Here is a 23126-nt window from a genome sequence, read left to right as displayed (position 1 = left end):
GCGCTTACAGCTTGTTCAGCGGGATCTTCAGATAGCTCACACCGTTCGCCTCCGGTGGGGGCAGTTGGCCGCTACGCATGTTCACCTGCACTGAAGGCAGGATCAGCACAGGCATTTCGAGCGTCTTGTCGCGCGCTTCGCGCATAGCAACGAAGCTGTCCTCATCGATACCCTGATGGATGTGAATGTTGTGGGCGCGCTGCTCGGCGACAGTTGTGACGTACTGCATGTCGCGGCCACCTGGCAGGTAGTCGTGGCACATGAACAACCGCGTCTGATCGGGGAAAGCCAGCAGGCGACGGATTGAGCGGTACAAGGTGCGGGCATCGGCCCCGGGGAAGTCGCAGCGGGCGGTGCCATAGTCGGGCATGAACAAGGTGTCTCCAACGAACACCGCGATCTCGCCGGCATCTTCGATCATGAAACTCATGCACGCGGGTGTGTGCCCAGGCGTGTGCAACGCACGGGCCTGCAGGTTGCCAATCCGGAAACCTTCCTCGTCTTCGAGCAGCACATCGAACTGGCTGCCATCACGGGCGAAGCCGGGCTCTGCGTTGAACAAGGCGCCAAACACTTTCTGCACCTGGGTAATGTGCGCGCCAATTGCGGTATGGCCGCCCAGCTTTTCCTTCAAATAGGCAGCGGCTGAAAGGTGGTCGGCGTGTACATGAGTTTCCAGCACCCACCGCACACTGGCATTCAGCTCGTTCACACGCTCGATCAGGCGATCAGCCGAAGCGCTGCAGGTGCGCCCGGACTTGGGGTCATAATCCAGCACGCTGTCGATCAATGCGCATTGTCGGGTTTCACGGTCCATGACCAGGTAGCTGATGGTCGAGGTCGCCTCGTCGTAGAAGGCGTCCACGTGAAGGTTGTTGCCGATGATCATCACGTTCTCCAATTTATCCGCCCCGCCTTGTACAGGCGTAGGCAGTGACAGGAGCTTTATCAAGATGCATGCCAGGCTTTTTGCCACTCACTGGCCAGTAAAACCGGCCAGTTGCAGACAGCTGCGGGCAAAACTGGCAGCCCAGGTGGCAGTCGACTGACAGCCAATGGCAGTGTTTGGCAGTCCTTGTTACCCTGCGTCGGTCATCCATACGGTGCCGACATGCCTGAAGCCCATCCTCTCATCCTAGCTCTGGTTTCCTACCTCGAGCACGATGCCCTCCCGACCATCGTGTTGGACACCGACTACAACATCCTCGCCGCCAATGCGGCCTATCGCCGTCAGTTTGGCCGGCATGATCAGGCCCCACTGGGCGAGAAGTGCCACAGGGTTTCGCACCACTACGCGGTGCCGTGCGACCAGGCTGGCGAACATTGCCCGATGCGCAAGGCGTGGGACAGCAAGGTACCGGAGCGGGTATTGCACATTCATCACACACCACGCGGCCCGGAGCATGTGGATGTGGAGTTGCGGCCGATCCTGGATGAGCAGGGCAAGGTAGTGGCCTTTGTCGAACGCCTCACCACCATCACCCTCGCCTCGGCGCAGCCTCAGGAGCAAGGGTTGGTCGGCCGCGCGCCAACCTTCAAGGCCGCGCTGGCCAGCCTGCAGCGTGCGGCACCGGCGCAGATCCCGGTGTTGCTGCAGGGGGAGTCGGGGACCGGCAAGGAGCTGTTCGCCCGTGCAGTGCACATGGGCAGCCCCAGGGCCAACGGCCCACTGGTGGTGGTCGACTGCACCGGCCTGACCGAGTCGTTGTTCGAGAGTGAACTGTTCGGCTATGAGAAGGGTGCGTTCACCGGGGCGAATCAGCGCAAGATCGGCTTGGCCGAGGCAGCCCATGGCGGCACCCTGTTCCTCGACGAAATCGGTGAAGTGCCGCTGGCGATGCAGGTGAAGCTGCTGCGCCTGATAGAGTCCGGCAGTTTCCGTCCTGTGGGTAGCCTGCGCACTGTCCATTCGGATTTCCGCCTGATATCGGCCACCCATAAACCACTTAAACAAATGGTCGCGGATGGCTCCTTCCGTGAAGACCTGTATTACCGCATCAGCGGCTTCCCGATTCGTCTGCCTGCATTGCGCGAACGGGTGGAAGATTTGCCGCTACTCGCACAGAGCCTGCTGCAGCGCATGGCCGGCCAGCCGACGCCCAGGCTGAGTGAAGATGCCTTGCAGCAACTTGCATTGCATCCGTTTCCGGGCAATATCCGCGAGCTGCGCAACATTCTGGAACGCGCGCGTTTGTTTGCCGATGACGGTGTGATCAGGCCAGAGCATTTACCGGAAGACACCGGGCTGACTGGCGCGGCTAAAGGAAGCGGCCGTCGCAATGACTTGGGTGAGCTGGCGCAGGCGCTGGAGCAGTTCAAAGGCTCGCGCAGTGAACTGGCCAGTCATCTTGGCATGAGTGAACGCACGCTGTATCGCCGCTTGAAAGCGCTCGGGCTGAACTGAAAGAACGCCAGACTTTACCGGACCTTTACCTGCGCCCTGACATTGAAAGGGAAAAATCGTGGTCTGATCAGTTAACCGAACCTGGCAATCAATACTTGCCAGGCGATTAACAGGCAGAGGACCGCATCAAAATGAAGAAAGCCCTAACCGTGATCTGCGCCGCGCTCATGCTCAGCACACCGCTGGCAAGCTTCGCGCAACCGGGCCCGCCTGATCGGCATGATGGCGGCCCATCGCACCAAGGCAACCCGCCACATGGTCAACCACAGCACCAGGGCCGACATGACAATGGCCGCGGACCTGCTTACCGTGATCCAAACTTCCGCCCACAACAAGGCATGCCGATACCTCATAAGCAGTGGCAGCGTGGTCATGCCGTTGATCCTCATTACCGTGGGGACCGTTACTGGGTAACTGACTGGAAAGCGCGCCACCTGTATGCGCCACCTCGTGATCATCGTTGGCTGTATGTGAATGGCGACTATGTTCTGGTGGCCATTGCCAGCGGTGTGATCGTGAACATTCTCACCGGCTACTGATTGTTTGCAGGCACTAAAAAGCCCGCAGCAGCGGGCTTTTTAGTGTCTGGCGAATTACACCTGATCAGAAGTCCAGGTTCGACACCGACAGCGCGTTACTTTCGATGAAGTCACGACGCGGCTCGACCGCATCACCCATCAGGGTGTTGAAGATCTGGTCAGCGGCGATAGCATCTTCGATCGTGACCTTGAGCATACGGCGAACGGTCGGGTCCATGGTGGTTTCCCACAGTTGATCCGGGTTCATCTCACCCAGCCCTTTGTATCGCTGAATCGTATGGCGCTTGGTGGTCTCGTTCATCAGCCAATCCAGGCCCTCTTTGAACTCGACGATTGCCTTGCGGCGTTCACCGCGCTGCACGTACGCACCTTCACCCAACAGGCTCGAAAGCTTGGCACCAATGTTGACTACGGTACGGTAGTCATTGCTGCCGAAGAAATCGCGGTTGAAGGTGATGTAGCTGGCCAGACCGTGAGAGGTAATTTCCACTTCAGGCAGCCATACGTTGCGCTCTTTGTCTTCACGCAGGCTGGCGTTGTAAGCCAGGCCAGACTTCTGGCTGGAGTTCAGACGCGCCTGGAACTGGGCCAGCCAGGCCTGCATCACTGCGTGGTCACCCAACTGCTCCAGGGTCACCTCAGGCAGGTAGACGAAGTGCTCGGTCAGCTCTTCCGGGTACAAGCGCGACAGGCGCTTGAGAGTCTTCATGACACTACGGAACTCATTCACCAGCGCTTCCAGCTGCACGCCGGAAACTGCTGGCGCCGATTCGTCCAGGTGCAGGCTGGCATCTTCCAGAGCCGACTGGGTCATGTACTCTTCCATGGCCTCATCGTCCTTGATGTACTGCTCCTGCTTGCCTCGTTTCACCTTGTACAGCGGCGGCTGGGCAATATAGATGTAGCCACGCTCGACCAGCTCCGGCAGCTGACGGAAGAAGAAGGTCAGCAGCAGCGTACGGATGTGCGAACCGTCAACGTCAGCATCGGTCATGATGATGATGTTGTGATAACGCAGTTTGTCGATGTTGTACTCTTCGCGGCCGATGCCACAGCCCAGCGCAGTGATCAGCGTGCCCACTTCCTGGGACGAAATCATCTTGTCGAAGCGCGCTTTCTCGACGTTGAGGATTTTACCCTTCAGCGGCAAGATCGCCTGGGTACGACGGTTGCGGCCTTGCTTGGCCGAGCCACCCGCGGAGTCACCCTCCACCAGGTACAGTTCGGAGAGAGCAGGATCCTTCTCTTGGCAGTCGGCCAGCTTGCCCGGCAGACCCGCGATATCCAGCGCACCTTTACGGCGGGTCATCTCACGGGCTTTACGGGCGGCTTCACGGGCGCGAGCGGCGTCGATCATCTTGCCAACGACGGCCTTCGCCTCGTTCGGGTTTTCCAGGAGGAAATCGGCGAAGTACTTGTTCATCTCCTGTTCCACGGCGGTTTTAACCTCCGAGGAGACCAGCTTGTCCTTGGTCTGCGAGCTGAACTTCGGGTCCGGTACCTTCACCGAGATGATCGCGGTCAGGCCTTCACGGGCGTCGTCGCCAGTGGTTGCCACCTTGTTCTTCTTGGCCAGGCCTTCCTGCTCGATGTAGCTGTTAAGGCTACGGGTCAGCGAGGAACGGAAACCCACCAGGTGGGTACCGCCATCACGCTGCGGAATATTGTTGGTAAAGCACAGCAGGTTTTCGTTGAAGCTGTCGTTCCATTGCAGGGCGACTTCAACACCCACGCCATCGTCACGCTGAACGTTGAAGTGGAACACCTGGGAGTTGACCGGCGTCTTGTTGGTGTTCAAGTACTCGACGAACGCACGCAGACCGCCTTCGTACTTGAAGAACTCTTCCTTACCGCTGCGCTCATCCTTCAGCAGAATGCCAACGCCCGAGTTGAGGAACGACAGCTCGCGGATGCGCTTGGCCAGGATGTCCCAGCTGAAGTGAATGTTCTTGAAGGTTTCAGCCGATGGCTTGAAGTGGATGTGGGTACCCGTGGTTTCACTGTCACCGACAACCGCCATGGGCGCTTGTGGAACACCGTGAACGTAAGTCTGTTCCCAGATCTTGCCGCTACGGCGAACAGTCAAAACCAGCTTCTCGGACAGGGCGTTCACAACCGACACACCTACACCGTGCAGACCGCCGGATACTTTGTAGGAGTTGTCGTCAAACTTACCGCCGGCGTGCAGCACAGTCATGATGACCTCGGCTGCGGAAACGCCTTCTTCCTTATGCACATCGACCGGAATGCCGCGACCGTTGTCGCGCACACTGATAGATTCGTCCGGGTGGATGATGACGGTAATGTCATCGCAGTGACCGGCGAGGGCTTCGTCGATCGAGTTGTCGACCACCTCGAAGACCATGTGGTGCAGGCCACTACCATCATCGGTGTCGCCAATGTACATGCCGGGACGCTTGCGTACGGCATCCAAACCTTTCAGCACCTTGATGCTGGAGGAGTCGTACGTTTGATTTTCGCTCATGCCTTCACTCCCGATGGTCGTGGGTCTGGGTGATACGGCCTTGTTCCACGTGGAACAAAGCAACTGGCGTTTCCGTCTGCCAGCCTTCCCTCAGTAATTCGTGATCTACACAGGTGATGAACACCTGGCAGCGTAATTCTTCAAGCAAGCGGCACAGTGCGCGGCGATGCTGGTCATCCAGTTCGGACGGCAAGTCATCCACGAGATAAATACAGTGACCGCGGCGAGCCTGACTAACGAGGTGGCCTTGGGCAATGCGCAATGCGCATACCACCAACTTTTGCTGACCACGCGACAGGATGTCGGCTGCGTTGTTGCCAGCCAACCGCAAACGCAGATCAGCACGCTGCGGACCGGCTTGGGTATGGCCCATCTGCTGATCGCGAAGGAGGGAGGAGGCGAGCACTTCTTGCAGTTCCCGGTCCTTGTCCCAGCCTCGGTAGTAGCTCAGGGTCAACCCGTCCAGCTCGACCAGTTCGCTCAGGGTTCGCTCGAAGACGGGCTTCAAGGCCTTGATGTAGTTGCGACGGTATTCATCTATTTCCGCGCTAGCCAGGCACAATTCCCGGTCCCAGGCGGCTTGCGAAGCTGGGTCAAGTGTACCATGACGCAACCATGAGTTCCGCTGCCGCAGCGCCTTCTGAAGGCGTTGCCAGGCTGGCAGAAAACGAGGTTCCACGTGGAACACCCCCCAGTCCAGAAACTGGCGGCGTATTTTGGGGGCACCTTCCAGCAGCCGGAAACTGTCTGGGTTGATGAGCTGAAGCGGCAGTAACTCAGCCAATTGCGCGGCGCTGCGCGCATTTTGCCCATCGATGCGGATAGTAAACTCCCCTTGTCGCTCACGGGACACACCCAGGTTACTCGTACCACCCTCCGTCAGCTGAACCTCGCCGAACACAGTACAGGCAGCCTGTTCGTACTGAATAACCGGATTCAGGCGGGTGCTGCGAAATGAACGGGCCAGCCCGAGCAAATGCACGGCTTCAAGCACGCTGGTCTTGCCGCTGCCGTTGGCGCCGTAAAGGATGTTGATGCGGGGGGAGGGTAAGAGTGTCACCGGGTGCAAGTTGCGCACCGCGGTGACCATGATACGTCGAAGGGACATTTCGCCTGCTACAGGTTACAGGCGCATCGGCATGACAACGTAGGAAGAATCGTCATTGCCAGCTTCCTGCAGCAGCGCACTGCTGTTTGAATCGGACAAGATCAGACGAACTTGCTCAGTAGTCATCACGCCCAGCACGTCCAGCAAGTAGCTGACGTTGAAACCAATCTCCAGCGAGCTACCTTCGTAGTCCACGCTGATTTCTTCTTCGGCTTCTTCCTGCTCGGGGTTGTTAGCCTGGATCTTCAGTTGACCGGCTGCCAGCTGCAGGCGAATACCGCGGTACTTTTCGTTGGAAAGAATCGCTGTACGGCTGAAGGCTTCACGCAGCGCCTGGCGGTCTCCGACGACCAGCTTGTCACCGCCTTTGGGCAGTACGCGCTCGTAGTCCGGGAATTTGCCGTCCACCAGCTTGGAGGTAAAGGTGAACTCACCAGTAGTGGCGCGGATGTGATGCTGGCCCAGCACGATGCTGACCATACCTTCAGGATCGGTCAGCAGGCGCGCCAACTCCAGGATACCTTTACGCGGCACGATGACCTGGTGTCGATCCTCCTGCTCGATCGGCGCGCTCATCGAGCAAAGCGCCAGGCGGTGACCGTCGGTGGATACAGCGCGCAACGTGTTGCGGGAAACCTCAAGCAGCATGCCGTTGAGGTAATAGCGCACATCCTGCTGGGCCATGGCGAAGCTGGTTCGCTCGATCAGGCGGCGCAGCTTGCTCTGCTCCAGGTTGCAGGTCAGCGAACCCGGGCCTTCTTCCACAGTCGGGAAGTCATTGGCAGGCAGGGTCGACAGGGTGAAGCGGCTGCGGCCGGCCTTTACCAACAATTTCTGCTCATCGACCTTGATATCGATCAGGGCGTCGTTAGGCAGGCTTTTGCAGATGTCCATCAGCTTGCGCGCAGGAACAGTGATCTCGCCAGGCTCGGCCGGCTCTTCCAGTTGCACGCGGCCTACCAGCTCGACTTCCAGGTCGGTACCGGTCAACGACAGTTGCTGGCCTTGTACGACCAGCAATACGTTGGACAGGACCGGCAAGGTCTGACGGCGCTCGACGACACCGGCGACCAGTTGCAGGGGTTTCAACAGGGCTTCGCGTTGAATGGTGAAATGCATGGTCTAGTCCCTTGCCTTCAATTAGCTGCGCAGACGGCCATCAGGTCGTCAGCGTCCGCAGCAGGTTCTTGTAGTCCTCGCGGATGTCCGCGTCGGATTCCTTCAGTTCATTGATTTTGCGGCAGGCGTGCAGCACGGTCGTATGGTCGCGACCACCGAACATGTCGCCGATTTCCGGCAGACTGTGGTTGGTCAACTCCTTGGACAGGGCCATGGCTACCTGACGCGGGCGCGCGACAGAACGCGAACGACGCTTGGACAACAGATCGGAGATCTTGATCTTGTAGTACTCAGCGACGGTACGCTGAATGTTATCCACACTGACCAGTTTGTCTTGCAGCGCCAACAGATCCTTGAGCGATTCACGAATCAGCTCGATGGTGATGTCACGCCCCATGAAGTGCGAGTGAGCGATAACCCGCTTCAGTGCACCTTCCAGCTCACGGACGTTGGACCGGATGCGCTGAGCGATGAAAAAGGCTGCGTCATGCGGGAGCTCGACTTTGGCCTGGTCGGCCTTCTTCATCAGGATCGCTACGCGGGTCTCTAGCTCTGGTGGCTCGACAGCCACCGTCAGGCCCCAACCAAAGCGCGACTTCAGACGCTCTTCCAGGCCTTCGATTTCCTTGGGATAGCGGTCAGAGGTAAGGATTACCTGCTGGCCACCCTCGAGCAAGGCGTTGAAGGTGTGGAAAAACTCTTCTTGCGAGCGCTCTTTGCGAGCGAAGAACTGGATATCGTCGATCAGCAAAGCATCCACCGAGCGGTAGAAGCGCTTGAATTCGTTGATGGCATTGAGTTGCAGCGCTTTGACCATGTCCGCGACGAAACGCTCCGAATGCAGGTACACCACCTTGGCGTTCGGATTTTTCTTCAGCAGATGGTTACCCACAGCATGCATAAGGTGGGTTTTACCCAAACCCACACCACCATAAAGGAACAGTGGGTTGTAGCCATGCTTAGGGTTGTCCGCAACCTGCCAGGCAGCCGCGCGGGCGAGCTGGTTCGACTTACCTTCGACGAAGGTGTCAAAGGTAAAGGTCCGGTTCAGGTAACTGGTGTGCTTGAGCGCACCTTCAACCTGCACGGTGCGTTGTTCAGCCCGGCCACCACCACTGGGCGGCGCCGCAGCGGGCTCGGCCATGGCATCAAAGCTGTCACGCGAAGACGTCTCGACCAGTACAGGCTCGGCTGCAGCCACGGCAACGGGTTCAACCGCTGCTGCCGGGGCCGTCTTGTGTGCCTGAGTCTGCGCCAGCGAAGCCGCAACGGCAGCGCTGACCGGCGCGTTGGGCGCAGCCCTTGGGGCCGAGCTGCGACGGCTACCTATTAATAAGGAAAGGGCTGGTGCAATGCCGCTACCGTTCTCACCCAACAGCTCGAGCAAGCGACCCAGGTACTTTTCATTGACCCAATCGAGAACGAAACGGTTAGGCGCATAGACGCGCAACTCGTCGCCTTCGGCTTCGACCTGTAGCGGACGGATCCAGGTGTTGAATTGCTGGGCAGGCAGTTCATCGCGCAGAAGCTCCACGCACTGCTGCCAAAGTTCCACTGACACGGATATCCCCTGAGTTTGAAAGCCGGATGAGGCAAAAACAAACCGCCATTGTACCGGTCGAGCGTTCAGTTATCCACATGTGGACACGTTAGGAACCACGACAAAACAGCCATTTATCGACCAAAACGGCTTTTCGCCTCTGTGAATAAGCCCTGTGGATAAACGACCATGAGGGCTATGCACAACCCCACCCCTTAGCCTGTTGATAACTCCGCTGTGGATAACAGGTGTTTTCATCCACAGCTTTCGCTCACGATTGGAACAAGCGCAGCACGGGATCAGAACAAAGTTGTAAAACTCTGTACACCCCGTAATTCATGGGCCAGCGCAGGTTATCCACAGAAGGTTATCCACTTAAGAGTTATAAGTTCTTCAAAAAAGCTTTTTATATGTCTCTTCTTTTTTTTCATGTTGTCCCCGATCCGTGTGTCCGATCAAGCACCCCTTGGGCACTGATCAACAGGCACCGTCCATCACATGCTCTATATGGAAAGACTGGTTGGAAATTGACCTATGGGCTTGCTTTCTCTAGAATCGCCGGTCTCTTAAAAAGGGGGCCATCCCGGCCCGTCGTCGACAAACCAGGTAACACGCCATGAAACGTACTTTCCAACCAAGCACCATCAAGCGCGCCCGCACCCACGGTTTCCGTGCCCGTATGGCTACCAAGAACGGCCGTGCTGTTCTGTCGCGTCGTCGTGCCAAAGGCCGTAAGCGTCTGGCCATTTGATTTTTCGGCACAGGTGGTGAGTCAGGACTTCAGTCGGGAAAAGCGACTGCTTACACCCCGGCATTTCAAAGCGGTCTTCGACTCCCCAACCGGCAAGGTTCCAGGGAAAAACCTGCTGATCCTTGCTCGCGAGAACGGCCTCGATCACCCACGCCTTGGCTTGGTAATCGGCAAGAAGAGTGTCAAGCTCGCCGTTCAACGCAACCGCCTCAAGCGCTTGATGCGCGATTCCTTTCGTCTGAACCAGCAATTGCTTGCCGGTCTGGACATCGTGATCGTCGCGCGCAAGGGATTGGGTGAGATAGAAAACCCGGAATTGCACCAACATTTTGGCAAGCTCTGGAAACGCCTGGCGCGCAGCCGGCCGACACCAGCAGTCACCGCCAATTCCGCAGGGGTAGACAGCCAAGATGCGTAAACTGGCACTCGTTCCGATCCAGTTTTACCGTTATGCCATTAGTCCTCTGATGGCCAATCACTGTCGGTTTTTCCCCAGTTGCTCCTGTTACGCGTATGAAGCCATCGAAAACCATGGCATCTGGCGTGGTGGGTGGCTGGCCGTTCGTCGCCTGGGGCGTTGTCATCCGTGGAATGACGGCGGTTACGACCCCGTTCCACCCGCTCCTTCCTCCCGAACTTCTTCGATAGCCGAGTAATCATGGATATTAAACGCACGATCCTGATCGCCGCGCTGGCAGTCGTGTCCTACGTCATGGTCCTGAAGTGGAACGATGACTACGGCCAGGCTGCCCTGCCGACTCAGAATACTGCTGCCAGCACTGTTGCTCCGGGCTTGCCCGATGGCGTGCCGGCCGGTAACAACGGTGCCAGCGCCGATGTACCGAGCGCCAACGCCGAATCGAGCCCTGCCGAACTGGCACCGGTCGCACTCAGCAAGGACCTGATCCGAGTCAAGACCGACGTTCTGGAACTGGCTATCGATCCGGTCGGTGGTGACATCGTCCAGCTGAACCTGCCGAAGTACCCACGCCGTCAAGACCACCCGAACATTCCATTCCAGTTGTTCGACAACGGTGGTGAGCGTGTTTACCTGGCACAAAGCGGTCTGACCGGTACCGACGGCCCGGATGCCCGCGCCAGCGGCCGTCCCCTGTATGCCGCCGAACAGAAGAGCTACCAGCTGGCCGATGGCCAGGAACAACTGGTGGTAGACCTGAAGTTCAGTGACAACGGTGTCAACTACATCAAGCGTTTCAGCTTCAAGCGCGGTGAGTACGACCTGAATGTCAGCTACCTGATCGACAACCAGAGCGGCCAGGCCTGGAACGGCAACATGTTTGCCCAGCTCAAGCGTGATGCCAGCGGCGATCCGTCCTCCAGTACTGCCACCGGCACCGCGACCTACCTGGGTGCTGCCCTGTGGACAGCTTCTGAGCCTTACAAAAAGGTCTCGATGAAGGACATCGACAAAGGTAGTTTGAAAGAAAATGTGTCCGGCGGCTGGGTTGCCTGGCTGCAGCACTACTTCGTGACCGCCTGGATTCCGGCCAAGTCGGACAACAACGTAGTCCAGACCCGCAAGGATAGCCAGGGCAACTACATCATCGGCTACACCGGCCCGGTTATCAGCGTACCGGCTGGCGGCAAGGTCGAAACCAGTGCCCTGCTGTACGCCGGCCCGAAGATCCAGTCCAAGCTGAAAGAGTTGTCCCCAGGCCTGGAATTGACCGTCGACTACGGCTTCCTGTGGTTCATCGCCCAGCCGATCTTCTGGCTGCTGCAACATATCCACAGCCTGCTGGGTAACTGGGGCTGGTCGATCATCGTGCTGACCATGTTGATCAAAGGCCTGTTCTTCCCGCTGTCGGCTGCCAGCTACCGCTCCATGGCGCGTATGCGTGCCGTTGCACCTAAGCTCGCCGCACTCAAGGAACGCTTCGGTGACGATCGCCAGAAGATGTCCCAGGCGATGATGGAGCTTTACAAGAAAGAGAAGATCAACCCACTGGGCGGCTGCCTGCCGATCCTGGTGCAGATGCCGGTATTCCTGGCCCTGTACTGGGTATTGCTGGAAAGCGTGGAAATGCGCCAGGCCCCGTGGATCCTGTGGATTACCGACCTGTCGATCAAGGATCCGTTCTTCATCCTGCCGATCATCATGGGCGCCACCATGTTCATCCAGCAGCGCCTGAACCCGACTCCGCCGGATCCGATGCAGGCCAAGGTGATGAAAATGATGCCAATCATCTTCACCTTCTTCTTCCTGTGGTTCCCTGCCGGTCTGGTGCTGTACTGGGTTGTGAACAACTGCCTGTCGATTTCGCAGCAGTGGTACATCACTCGCCGTATCGAAGCAGCTACCAAAAAAGCTGCTGCTTGACGGGCTAATACGCTAGCCTGTGAATAAAAAACGCCCCCTAGTGGGGCGTTTTTGCTATCTGTCGTTTTTGTCGTAGAGGCTTTCGAGCATGAACACTGTGCGTGAAACCATCGCCGCCATCGCCACGGCCCAGGGCCGGGGCGGTGTGGGAATTGTCAGGTTGTCCGGCCCTCTGGCTGCCAAGGCCGGCCTGTTGATCACCGGCCGCACCCTGACCCCGCGGCATGCCCATTACGGTCCATTCCGCGACGATGAAGGGCTGGTGCTGGACGAAGGGATTGCTCTGTTCTTTCCAGGGCCTAATTCGTTCACTGGCGAGGACGTGCTTGAACTGCAGGGACACGGTGGCCCTGTGGTCTTGGACATGCTGCTGCAGCGCTGTGTACAAGTCGGCTGTCGTCTGGCCCGCCCGGGCGAGTTCAGCGAGCGCGCCTTCCTCAACGACAAGCTCGACCTGGCGCAGGCTGAAGCCATCGCCGACCTGATCGAGGCCAGTTCCAGCCAGGCAGCGCGCAACGCCCTGCGCTCGCTGCAAGGGGAATTCTCCAGGCGTGTGCACAGCCTCACCGAGGCGTTGATTGCCTTGCGTATTTACGTCGAGGCGGCGATCGATTTTCCTGAAGAAGAGATCGACTTCCTCGCCGATGGCCACGTGCTGTCGATGCTTGATGCCGTGCGCAGCGAGTTATCCACTGTGCAGCGCGAGGCCGGGCAGGGCGCCTTGCTGCGTGACGGCATGACGGTAGTCATTGCCGGCCGGCCGAATGCCGGTAAATCGAGCTTGCTGAACCAGCTGGCTGGTCGGGAAGCTGCCATCGTCACTGACATCGCCGGCACTACGCGGGATATCCTGCGCGAACATATCCACATCGACGGCATGCCGCTGCACGTTGTCGATACTGCCGGTTTGCGCGATACCGATGACCATGTGGAAAAGATCGGCGTGGAACGCGCCCTGAAGGCCATTGGCGAGGCAGACCGCGTTCTGCTGGTAGTCGACTCTACTGCGCCCGAGGCCAGCGACCCGTTCGCTTTGTGGCCTGAGTTTCTGGCTCAGCGGCCTGACCCGGCCAAGGTCACGCTGATTCGCAACAAGGCCGACCTGAGTGGTGAGCGGGTAGCGCTGGAACAGTGCGATGACGGCCATGTGACCATTACCCTGAGCGCCAAGGGCGACGACACAGGGCTGCAACTGCTCCGCGACCATCTGAAAGGCTGTATGGGTTATGAGCAGACTGCAGAGAGTGGCTTCAGCGCCCGCCGGCGCCATCTGGATGCCTTGCGCCAGGCCAGCGAGCACCTGGAGCACGGCCGTGCTCAATTGACCTTGGCGGGCGCGGGAGAGCTTCTGGCTGAGGACTTACGCCAGGCACAGCATGCGCTGGGGGAGATCACAGGAGCATTCAGCTCGGATGACCTGCTTGGGCGGATTTTCTCCAGCTTCTGCATCGGCAAGTAATCCACAGCCACGCAAGGCCAAGCGCCGCTCCTTAGGGAGCGGCTTTTTTTTGCCTGAAATTCGTTGCAGAAGATGAATGCAGGCCGCTGACCCAAGCACCTGTGGGAGCGGGTGGACCCGTGATGAAGCTCTTACAAGCACCAGATCTCTGTGGATGTACCCATCCTTTCGCGGGCTCGACCGCTCCAACCTGACCATGCCTAGCCGCCAGCGCGATGAATTTTCCCTGCTCGGCTTGAAAACGGTGCTCAGGAGCCCTGTGGAAAAGTCGCCTTCAGCTCAGTTGATAAGCGGGCTTTTTTTCTGAGGAAAAACCCGCCTGTGGGTAAACAGCCATTTAATCCACAGGCTAAATGACGTTATCCAGAGCCCTCATGGCACTCCAGGCACAGGGTTTAATTTCTCTCTACATAGCGCCATTATTGGGATGCAGGACTTTATCCACAGAAGTCGCTGTGTATAAGAATAAACATAAAAACAAAGCTTTTTAAATTTCTTCTCTCTGATTTCTGTTGTTTGCCACTCATCCACAGACTGGTCAAAATTTGCTCAGACGGTTTCTTTACTGGGGGGGAAGTCCCTATACTTGTCCGCTTACCTTCTCTTCATTCGCAAAAACAGGCACGAGGTGCGTGGTGGATTTCCCTTCCCGTTTTGACGTGATCGTCATCGGCGGCGGCCATGCCGGTACCGAGGCTGCGCTTGCGTCTGCACGCATGGGTGTGAAAACCCTGCTGCTGACCCATAACGTGGAAACCCTCGGTCACATGAGCTGCAACCCCGCCATCGGCGGTATTGGCAAAAGCCATCTGGTCAAAGAGATCGATGCGCTCGGCGGCGCCATGGCGCTGGCCACCGACAAGAGCGGCATCCAGTTCCGCGTTCTGAACAACCGCAAGGGCCCGGCCGTACGTGCCACCCGTGCGCAAGCCGACCGCGCCATCTACAAGGCAGTGGTACGTGAAATCCTGGAAAACCAGCCAAACCTGTGGATATTCCAGCAGTCCTGCGACGACCTGATCGTCGAGCAGGACCAGGTCAAAGGCGTGGTGACCCAGATGGGCCTGCGTTTCTTTGCCGAATCGGTGGTGCTGACTACCGGTACCTTCCTCGGCGGCCTTATCCACATTGGTCTGCAAAACCATTCCGGTGGTCGCGCCGGTGATCCACCTTCGATTGCCCTGGCCCACCGCATGCGTGAACTGCCGTTGCGCGTCGGCCGCCTGAAAACCGGTACCCCGCCACGCATTGACGGCCGCTCGGTGGACTTCTCGGTAATGACCGAACAGCCAGGCGATACGCCGATCCCGGTGATGTCGTTCATGGGCAATGCCGAAATGCACCCGCGACAGGTGAGCTGCTGGATTACCCACACCAATGCGCGCACCCACGAGATCATTGCCTCGAACCTCGACCGTTCACCGATGTACTCGGGCGTGATCGAAGGTGTCGGTCCGCGCTACTGTCCGTCTATCGAAGACAAGATCCACCGCTTTGCCGACAAGGAAAGCCACCAGGTGTTCATCGAGCCGGAAGGCTTGAACACCCATGAGTTGTATCCCAACGGTATTTCCACTTCGCTGCCGTTCGACGTGCAGTTGGAGCTCGTACGTTCCATCCGTGGCATGGAAAACGCCCACATCGTGCGCCCCGGCTACGCCATCGAATACGACTACTTCGATCCCCGCGACCTCAAGTACAGCCTCGAGACGAAAGTCATCGGCGGCCTGTTCTTCGCCGGGCAGATCAACGGCACCACCGGGTACGAAGAAGCCGGCGCCCAGGGCCTGCTGGCCGGGACTAACGCCGCACTTCGGGCGCAGGGCCGTGACAGCTGGTGCCCGCGCCGCGACGAGGCATACATCGGCGTACTGGTGGACGACCTGATTACCTTGGGTACTCAGGAGCCGTACCGCATGTTTACCTCGCGTGCCGAGTACCGGCTGATACTGCGCGAAGACAACGCCGACCTGCGCCTGACCGAAAAGGGCCGTGAACTGGGCCTGATCGATGACCAGCGCTGGGCCGCGTTCTGCGCCAAGCGCGACGGTATCGAGCGTGAGGAACAGCGCCTGAAATCGACCTGGGTTCGGCCCAATACCGAGCAAGGCCAGGCCATTGTGGATAAATTCGGCACTCCGCTGAGCCACGAGTACAGCCTGCTCAACCTGCTGGCGCGCCCCGAAATCGACTACGCCGGCCTGATCGAAGCGACTGGCGGTGAAGCAATCGATCCACAGGTTGCCGAGCAGGTCGAGATCCGCACCAAGTACGCCGGCTACATCGACCGTCAGCAGGATGAAATTGCCCGACTGCGCGCCAGCGAAGACACACGCCTGCCTGTGGATATCGACTACACGACGATTTCCGGCCTGTCCAAGGAGATACAGGGCAAGCTGAGCCAGACCCGTCCGGAGACGCTGGGTCAGGCTTCGCGTATCCCGGGTGTGACCCCGGCGGCGATTTCCCTGTTGCTGATTCACTTGAAAAAACGCGGCGCTGGCCGCGAATTGGAGCAAAGCGCTTGAGTTCCCTGGTCACCCCTCAACACGCTGAAGAGTTGTCCACAGGTGCGCGCCAGCTTGGTGTCGAGCTGACTGCCGAGCAGCACGAGAAGCTGCTTGGCTACCTGGCTCTGTTGATCAAATGGAACAAAGCCTACAACCTGACTGCTGTGCGCGACCCGGACGAGATGGTTTCGCGCCACCTGCTCGACAGCCTTAGCGTCATGTCTTTTATCCACAACGACCGTGATAACTGGCTGGATGTTGGCAGCGGCGGTGGCATGCCCGGCATCCCGTTGGCTATTCTGCATCCACACAAGCGCGTCACCGTGCTGGACGCCAATGGCAAGAAAACCCGTTTCCTGACACAGGTGAAAATGGAACTCCGGCTGGACAACCTCACGGTTATCCACAGCCGGGTCGAGGCCTTCCAGCCGGCACAACCGTTCGACGGAATCATCTCCCGCGCCTTCAGCAGCATGGAGAACTTCACCAACTGGACCCGCCACTTGGGCGACACCGGGACGCAATGGCTTGCAATGAAGGGGCTGCATCCTGCCGATGAACTGGTAGCATTGCCCGCAGACTTCACAGTGGAAAGCGAACAGGCCCTGACCGTTCCGGGTTGCCAGGGCCAGCGCCATCTGCTGATACTGCGCCGCAAGGCATGACTGGGAACACTCGCAACAATGGCTAAGGTATTCGCAATCGCGAACCAGAAAGGTGGTGTGGGCAAGACAACCACCTGTATCAATCTCGCCGCCTCGCTGGCTGCGACCAAGCGTCGTGTCCTGCTGATCGACCTCGATCCGCAGGGCAACGCCACCATGGGCAGCGGTGTGGACAAGCACGAGCTCGAGCATTCGGTCTACGACCTGCTCATCGGGGAGTGCGACTTGGCCCAGGCTATGCACTACTCCGAGCACGGAGGCTTCCAGTTGCTGCCGGCCAACCGTGACCTGACCGCCGCTGAGGTGGTGCTGCTGGAAATGCAGGTCAAGGAAAGCCGTCTGCGCAACGCCCTGGCGCCTATTCGCGATAACTACGATTACATCCTCATCGACTGCCCGCCGTCGCTGTCGATGCTCACGCTGAATGCTCTGGTCGCTTCCGATGGCGTGATTATCCCCATGCAGTGTGAGTACTACGCACTGGAAGGTCTCAGCGACCTTGTGGATAACATCAAGCGTATCGCCGCCCGGTTGAACCCTGAGTTGAAGATCGAGGGCCTGCTGCGGACCATGTACGATCCGCGTCTGAGCCTGAACAACGATGTTTCGGCACAGTTGAAGGAGCACTTTGGCCCTCAGCTGTACGACACGGTCATTCCGCGCAACATTCGCTTGGCCGAGGCCCCCAGCTTCGGCATGCCAGCCCTTGCTTACGACAAGCAATCGCGGGGCGCGCTGGCGTACCTGGCCCTGGCTGGGGAACTGGTACGCCGTCAACGCCGTCCATCACGCACTGCACAAACAACTTAAGGAATCCGTATGGCCGTCAAGAAACGGGGTCTCGGACGTGGGTTGGATGCACTGCTCAGTGGTCCTTCCGTCAGCGCGCTCGAAGAGCAGGCTGTGAAGATCGACCAGAAAGAACTGCAACACCTGCCGGTCGAGCTGGTCCAGCGCGGCAAGTATCAGCCTCGCCGGGACATGGACCCGGAGGCGCTGGAAGAGCTTGCGCACTCGATTCGCAACCATGGTGTGATGCAACCGATCGTGGTACGCCCGATTGGTGACAACCGATACGAGATCATCGCCGGTGAGCGCCGTTGGCGCGCTACCCAGCAGGCCGGCCTGGACACGATCCCGGCCATGGTCCGCGAAGTGCCCGACGAAGCCGCCATCGCCATGGCATTGATCGAGAACATCCAGCGCGAAGACCTCAACCCACTGGAAGAGGCCATGGCCCTGCAGCGCCTGCAACAGGAATTCGAACTCACCCAGCAGCAGGTGGCTGACGCTGTGGGCAAGTCGCGGGTGACTGTGGCCAACCTGCTGCGCCTCATCACCTTGCCCGATGCGATCAAGACCATGCTCGCCCACGGTGATCTGGAGATGGGGCACGCCCGTGCATTGCTGGGCCTGGACGAAAATCGTCAGGAGGAGGGGGCGCGTCATGTTGTCGCACGTGGCCTCACCGTGCGCCAAACCGAGGCACTGGTCCGTCAGTGGCTCAGCGACAAGCCTGATCCGGTCGAACCGAGCAAACCTGATCCGGATATCGCACGCCTTGAACAGCGGCTCGCAGAGCGCCTGGGCTCGGCCGTGCAGATCCGTCATGGCAACAAGGGCAAAGGCCAGTTGGTTATTCGCTACAACTCGCTTGACGAGTTGCAAGGCGTGCTCGCTCACATCCGCTGAAACAATTCCTGTTGTAGCGTGAAGTCGGAAATCACTACCGAAGAGTTGAATAGGGGTTAATCCACCCCTATACTCTGCGCGCATTTTGTCGGCACAAATTATGCCAAGTCATAGCTGACTTGTTGGTCGACTTCCGAGGAGCAGTTGTGATGGAAATACGCACGCCAAACCGCCTGCCTTTCCATCGCTGGGCGGTTTTTCCGGTACTGCTGGCTCAATTTGTCGTACTGCTGCTGGCAACCTTGGTGTTGTGGCAGTGGAAAGGGTCGGTCAGTGGATATTCAGGCCTTTGCGGAGGTTTGATTGCCTGGCTGCCCAATGTGTATTTCGCCTGGAAGGCTTTTCGCTTCAGCGGGGCTCGGGCGGCACAAGCTATCGTCAAGTCGTTTTACGCTGGCGAGGCAGGCAAGATGATTTTGACGGCAGTGCTTTTTGCACTGACCTTTGCAGGAGTGAAGCCACTGGCGCCGCTAGCAGTATTCGGCGTCTTCGTGTTGACCCTTTTGGTCAGCTGGTTCGCGCCCCTGCTGATGAATAAAAGACTTTCGAGACCTTAGGGCGTTTGAGGCAACCATGGCAGCAGAAACCGCTTCGGGCTATATCCAGCACCACTTGCAGAACCTGACCTACGGTCAACTACCAGACGGCAGCTGGGGCTTCGCCCATTCGGCTGCAGAAGCCAAGGCAATGGGCTTCTGGGCGTTCCACCTGGACACCCTGGGTTGGTCCGTCGCGCTGGGTCTGATCTTCCTGTTGATCTTCCGCATGGCGGCCAAGAAGGCGACTTCCGGCCAACCTGGCGGTCTGCAGAACTTCGTTGAGGTGATGGTCGACTTCGTCAACGGCAGCGTGAAGGACTCCTTCCACGGCCGTAGCCCGGTAATCGCACCACTGGCGCTGACCATTTTCGTCTGGGTATTCCTGATGAACGCCGTCGACCTGATACCGGTCGACTGGATTCCTCAGCTGGCCATCCTGATTTCCGGTGACCCGCACATTCCGTTCCGCGCCGTGTCGACCACCGACCCGAACGCGACCCTGGCCATGGCCTTCTGCGTCTTCGCCCTGATCATCTTCTACAGCATCAAGGTCAAGGGACTGGGCGGCTTCATCGGTGAGCTGACCCTGCACCCGTTTGGCAGCAAGAATATCTTCGTGCAGATCCTGCTGATTCCGGTCAACTTCCTGCTGGAATTCGTCACCCTGATCGCCAAGCCGATCTCGCTGGCACTGCGTCTGTTCGGCAACATGTATGCTGGCGAGCTGGTGTTCATCCTGATCGCTGTAATGTTCGGCTCCGGCCTGCTGTGGCTCAGCGGCCTGGGTGTGGTGCTGCAATGGGCGTGGGCTGTGTTCCACATCCTGATCATCACCCTGCAAGCTTTCATCTTCATGATGCTGACCATCGTCTACCTGTCGATGGCTCACGAAGATAACCATTAAGACCGCCTGGCGTGTCTGATAGCCTTCCCTGCCTGTACGGGGGGAGGGCTTAAAAAGTCCGCAAGGGCATGCTGTACCAAACGATTTGTTTTACCGCTTCAAACTAAAAACCTAACCAATACGACGTAAAAGTCGGGAGGAAAGATGGAAACTGTAGTTGGTCTGACCGCTATCGCTGTTGCTCTGCTGATCGGCCTGGGTGCTCTGGGTACCGCCATTGGTTTCGGCCTGCTGGGTGGCAAATTCCTGGAAGGCGCTGCTCGTCAGCCAGAAATGGTTCCGATGCTGCAGGTCAAAATGTTCATCGTTGCCGGTCTGCTCGACGCCGTAACCATGATCGGTGTTGGTATCGCTCTGTTCTTCACCTTCGCGAATCCGTTCGTTGGTCAGATCGCCGGCTAATCACTCGTCACCACGAGTTGATGGCTGTATGAATTAAGACCGAGCGAGGTGTTGGCGTGAACATTAATGCAACCCTGATTGGCCAATCCGTTGCTTTCCTGATTTTTGTACTCTTCTGCATGAAGTATGTATGGCCTCCGGTCATCACTGCTCTGCAAGAGCGCCAAAAGAAGATTGCCGACGGCTTGGACGCTGCCAACCGCGCAGCTCGCGACCTGGAGCTGGCCCAAGAGAAAGCGGGTCAGCAACTGCGTGAAGCTAAAGCACAGGCAGCCGAAATCATCGAGCAAAGCAAGAAACGCGCTGCTCAGCTTGTCGACGAAGCCCGTGAACAGGCTCGCGTCGAAGCTGACCGTGTGAAGGCTCAGGCTCTGGCCGAGATCGAACAGGAACTGAACAGCGCTAAAGACGCCCTGCGTGCCCAAGTGGGTGCTCTGGCCGTTGGTGGTGCTGAAAAGATCCTTGGCGCCACAATCGATCAAAACGCGCATGCGGAGCTGGTTAACAAACTGGCCGCTGAAATTTAAGCGAGGGCGATCATGGCAGAACTGACCACGTTGGCCCGACCTTACGCTAAGGCTGCCTTTGAGCATGCCCAGGCCCATCAGCAACTGGCCAATTGGTCAGCCATGCTCGGCCTGGCTGCTGCGGTGTCGCAAGACGACACCATGCAGCGCCTGCTCAAGGCCCCGCGACTGACGAGCGCAGAAAAGGCCGCCACGTTCATTGACGTGTGCGGTGACAAGTTCAATGCACAGGCACAGAATTTCATTCATGTTGCCGCGGAAAACGACCGTCTCCTGCTTCTGCCGGAGATTGCCGCTCTGTTCGACCTGTACAAGGCCGAGCAAGAGAAATCCGTGGACGTGGAAGTCACCAGTGCCTTCGCGTTGAACCAAGAACAGCAAGACAAACTCGCCAAGGTTCTCAGTGCACGGTTAGGCCAGGAAGTGCGCCTGCACGCGTCGGAGGATGCCAGCCTGATTGGCGGCGTCGTCATCCGCGCCGGTGACCTGGTAATCGATGGCTCTGTTCGCGGCAAAATCGCGAAACTGGCCGAAGCATTGAAATCTTGAGTTTGAAGGGGCAGCAGAGCAATGCAGCAACTCAATCCTTCCGAAATTAGTGAAATCATCAAGGGCCGCATCGATAACCTCGATGTGAGCTCCCAAGCCCGTAACGAAGGTACCGTCGTTTCGGTATCCGACGGTATCGTGCGGATCCACGGTCTGGCCGACGTCATGTACGGCGAAATGATCGAGTTCCCTGGCAGCGTCTACGGCATGGCCTTGAACCTGGAGCAAGACTCCGTAGGTGCAGTGATCCTGGGTGCCTATGACACCCTCGCCGAAGGCATGAGCGCCAAGTGCACCGGCCGCATCCTGGAAGTTCCGGTTGGTAAGGAACTGCTGGGTCGCGTCGTTGACGCACTGGGTAACCCGATCGACGGCAAAGGTCCTCTGGGCAACACCCAGACCGACGCAGTCGAGAAAGTGGCTCCAGGCGTGATCTGGCGTAAGTCGGTAGACCAGCCTGTACAGACTGGTTACAAATCCGTCGACGCCATGATCCCTGTCGGCCGTGGCCAGCGTGAGCTGATCATTGGCGACCGTCAGATCGGCAAGACCGCCATGGCCATCGACGCCATCATCAACCAGAAAGACTCCGGTATTTTCTGTGTTTATGTTGCAGTCGGCCAGAAGCGTTCCACCGTTGCCAACATCGTTCGCAAGCTGGAAGAAACCGGCGCCCTGGCCAACACCATCGTGGTTGTTGCCAGTGCTTCGGAATCCGCCGCACTGCAATTCCTGGCGCCATACGCCGGTTGCACCATGGGCGAGTTCTTCCGCGACCGCGGTGAAGACGCACTGATCGTTTACGATGACCTGTCCAAGCAGGCCGTTGCCTACCGTCAGATCTCCCTGCTGCTGCGCCGTCCACCAGGACGCGAAGCATACCCAGGCGACGTGTTCTATCTCCACTCCCGTCTGCTGGAGCGTGCATCGCGCGTTTCGGAAGAGTACGTCGAGAAGTTCACCAACGGTGCTGTTACTGGCAAAACCGGTTCCCTGACCGCTCTGCCGATCATCGAAACCCAGGCTGGCGACGTTTCTGCGTTCGTTCCGACCAACGTGATTTCCATCACCGACGGTCAGATCTTCCTGGAATCGGCCATGTTCAACTCGGGCATCCGCCCTGCAGTTAACGCCGGTGTTTCGGTATCCCGCGTAGGTGGTGCCGCTCAGACCAAGATCATCAAGAAGCTGTCCGGTGGTATTCGTACCGCTCTGGCTCAGTACCGTGAACTGGCTGCATTCGCCCAGTTCGCGTCCGATCTGGACGAAGCGACCCGCAAGCAGCTGGAGCATGGTCAGCGCGTTACCGAGCTGATGAAGCAGAAGCAGTACGCGCCGATGTCCATCGCGGACATGGCTCTGTCGCTGTACGCCGCTGAGCGTGGCTTCCTGATCGACGTAGAAGTCTCCAAGATCGGCAGCTTCGAGCAAGCTCTGATCGCCTTCTTCAACCGTGATCACGCTGAACTGATGGCGAAGATCAACGTGAAGGGTGACTTCAACGACGAAATCGACGCAGGCCTGAAAGCCGGTATCGAGAAGTTCAAGGCCACCCAGACCTGGTAAGCCGCAGCGGGGGCTCAGGCCCCCGC

At 58.4% G+C, this 23126-nt stretch carries 22 protein-coding genes; 17 read left to right on the top strand and 5 right to left on the bottom strand.

The genetic code is table 11. The features are described from left to right. Window positions 1–4 precede the first annotated feature (4 nt). A complete protein-coding gene (locus ACF8O8_RS14495) occupies window positions 5–889 on the bottom strand; it encodes an MBL fold metallo-hydrolase (RefSeq protein WP_010951461.1) in 885 nt (294 codons plus the stop codon). Window positions 890–1111: 222 nt separating this feature from the next. Between ACF8O8_RS14495 and ACF8O8_RS14490 the strand changes: the two genes are divergently transcribed. Then, window positions 1112–2404: a sigma-54-dependent Fis family transcriptional regulator gene (locus tag ACF8O8_RS14490; RefSeq protein WP_003253147.1), complete on the top strand. Its 1293-nt coding sequence runs from the start codon at window positions 1112–1114 to the stop codon at window positions 2402–2404. Between the two features lie 131 nt (window positions 2405–2535). Then, window positions 2536–2943 carry an RcnB family protein gene (locus ACF8O8_RS14485; RefSeq protein ID WP_010951459.1) on the top strand — a complete coding sequence of 136 codons (408 nt, stop codon included), beginning with the start codon at window positions 2536–2538 and terminating at the stop codon, window positions 2941–2943. A gap of 64 nt (window positions 2944–3007) precedes the next feature. Here ACF8O8_RS14485 and gyrB read toward each other — a convergent pair whose 3' ends face one another. From gyrB to dnaA, 4 genes are read right to left on the bottom strand one after another with little or no spacing between them, the layout of a single operon-like run. After that, complete coding sequence (gene gyrB / locus ACF8O8_RS14480) at window positions 3008–5428, bottom strand: DNA topoisomerase (ATP-hydrolyzing) subunit B (protein WP_003253152.1); 2421 nt, start codon at window positions 5426–5428, stop codon at window positions 3008–3010. 4 nt (window positions 5429–5432) lie between these two features. Beyond that, window positions 5433–6536 carry a DNA replication/repair protein RecF gene (gene recF / locus ACF8O8_RS14475; protein ID WP_003253154.1) on the bottom strand — a complete coding sequence of 368 codons (1104 nt, stop codon included), beginning with the start codon at window positions 6534–6536 and terminating at the stop codon, window positions 5433–5435. Window positions 6537–6551: 15 nt separating this feature from the next. Further along, a complete protein-coding gene (gene dnaN, locus ACF8O8_RS14470; RefSeq protein ID WP_003253156.1) occupies window positions 6552–7655 on the bottom strand; it encodes a DNA polymerase III subunit beta in 1104 nt (367 codons plus the stop codon). A gap of 40 nt (window positions 7656–7695) precedes the next feature. Further along, entirely contained in the window at window positions 7696–9216 is a 1521-nt protein-coding gene (gene dnaA / locus ACF8O8_RS14465; RefSeq protein ID WP_010951427.1) for a chromosomal replication initiator protein DnaA, read from the bottom strand. Between the two features lie 595 nt (window positions 9217–9811). Here dnaA and rpmH point away from each other — a divergent pair. The 15 genes from rpmH to atpA all read left to right on the top strand — a co-directional run bounded on the left by rpmH (window position 9812) and on the right by atpA (window position 23100). Next, entirely contained in the window at window positions 9812–9946 is a 135-nt protein-coding gene (gene rpmH, locus ACF8O8_RS14460) for a 50S ribosomal protein L34 (protein WP_003253163.1), read from the top strand. Window positions 9947–9959: 13 nt separating this feature from the next. Further along, on the top strand, window positions 9960–10364 hold the full coding sequence (rnpA, locus tag ACF8O8_RS14455; protein WP_003253166.1) for a ribonuclease P protein component: 405 nt from the start codon (window positions 9960–9962) through the stop codon (window positions 10362–10364). Continuing rightward, window positions 10357–10602 (top strand): membrane protein insertion efficiency factor YidD, encoded by a 246-nt coding sequence (yidD, locus tag ACF8O8_RS14450; protein ID WP_010951426.1) that lies wholly within the window; start codon window positions 10357–10359, stop codon window positions 10600–10602. The genes rnpA and yidD overlap by 8 nt, the downstream gene beginning before the upstream one ends. 2 nt (window positions 10603–10604) lie before the next feature. Further along, a complete protein-coding gene (yidC, locus tag ACF8O8_RS14445; RefSeq protein WP_010951425.1) occupies window positions 10605–12287 on the top strand; it encodes a membrane protein insertase YidC in 1683 nt (560 codons plus the stop codon). 88 nt (window positions 12288–12375) lie between these two features. Further along, window positions 12376–13746, top strand: a complete 1371-nt coding sequence (gene mnmE, locus ACF8O8_RS14440; protein WP_010951424.1) for a tRNA uridine-5-carboxymethylaminomethyl(34) synthesis GTPase MnmE — start codon at window positions 12376–12378, stop codon at window positions 13744–13746. A 635-nt stretch (window positions 13747–14381) separates the two neighbouring features. Continuing rightward, window positions 14382–16274 (top strand): tRNA uridine-5-carboxymethylaminomethyl(34) synthesis enzyme MnmG, encoded by a 1893-nt coding sequence (mnmG, locus tag ACF8O8_RS14435; protein WP_014589199.1) that lies wholly within the window; start codon window positions 14382–14384, stop codon window positions 16272–16274. Next, window positions 16271–16921, top strand: a complete 651-nt coding sequence (gene rsmG, locus ACF8O8_RS14430; protein ID WP_020192710.1) for a 16S rRNA (guanine(527)-N(7))-methyltransferase RsmG — start codon at window positions 16271–16273, stop codon at window positions 16919–16921. Before mnmG ends, rsmG begins: the two co-directional genes overlap by 4 nt. A gap of 18 nt (window positions 16922–16939) precedes the next feature. Beyond that, window positions 16940–17731 carry a ParA family protein gene (locus ACF8O8_RS14425; RefSeq protein WP_003253182.1) on the top strand — a complete coding sequence of 264 codons (792 nt, stop codon included), beginning with the start codon at window positions 16940–16942 and terminating at the stop codon, window positions 17729–17731. Window positions 17732–17740: 9 nt separating this feature from the next. Beyond that, window positions 17741–18613, top strand: a complete 873-nt coding sequence (locus tag ACF8O8_RS14420; RefSeq protein ID WP_003253185.1) for a ParB/RepB/Spo0J family partition protein — start codon at window positions 17741–17743, stop codon at window positions 18611–18613. 149 nt (window positions 18614–18762) lie between these two features. Next, window positions 18763–19170 (top strand): F0F1 ATP synthase subunit I, encoded by a 408-nt coding sequence (locus ACF8O8_RS14415; RefSeq protein ID WP_010955890.1) that lies wholly within the window; start codon window positions 18763–18765, stop codon window positions 19168–19170. Window positions 19171–19186: 16 nt separating this feature from the next. Further along, entirely contained in the window at window positions 19187–20056 is an 870-nt protein-coding gene (atpB, locus tag ACF8O8_RS14410) for a F0F1 ATP synthase subunit A (RefSeq protein WP_010955889.1), read from the top strand. Between the two features lie 144 nt (window positions 20057–20200). Continuing rightward, entirely contained in the window at window positions 20201–20458 is a 258-nt protein-coding gene (gene atpE, locus ACF8O8_RS14405; RefSeq protein ID WP_003097235.1) for a F0F1 ATP synthase subunit C, read from the top strand. 56 nt (window positions 20459–20514) lie between these two features. After that, window positions 20515–20985 (top strand): F0F1 ATP synthase subunit B, encoded by a 471-nt coding sequence (locus tag ACF8O8_RS14400; protein WP_010955888.1) that lies wholly within the window; start codon window positions 20515–20517, stop codon window positions 20983–20985. A gap of 12 nt (window positions 20986–20997) precedes the next feature. Next, window positions 20998–21534 (top strand): F0F1 ATP synthase subunit delta, encoded by a 537-nt coding sequence (locus ACF8O8_RS14395; protein WP_003253191.1) that lies wholly within the window; start codon window positions 20998–21000, stop codon window positions 21532–21534. 21 nt (window positions 21535–21555) lie between these two features. Next, window positions 21556–23100: a F0F1 ATP synthase subunit alpha gene (gene atpA / locus ACF8O8_RS14390; RefSeq protein WP_010955887.1), complete on the top strand. Its 1545-nt coding sequence runs from the start codon at window positions 21556–21558 to the stop codon at window positions 23098–23100. Window positions 23101–23126 lie beyond the last annotated feature (26 nt).

It is taken from the genome of Pseudomonas sp. TYF_14, assembly GCF_043105275.1.
Taxonomy (GTDB): Bacteria; Pseudomonadota; Gammaproteobacteria; order Pseudomonadales; family Pseudomonadaceae; genus Aquipseudomonas; species Aquipseudomonas alloputida.
This window is presented reverse-complemented; position numbering and strand designations above follow the sequence as displayed.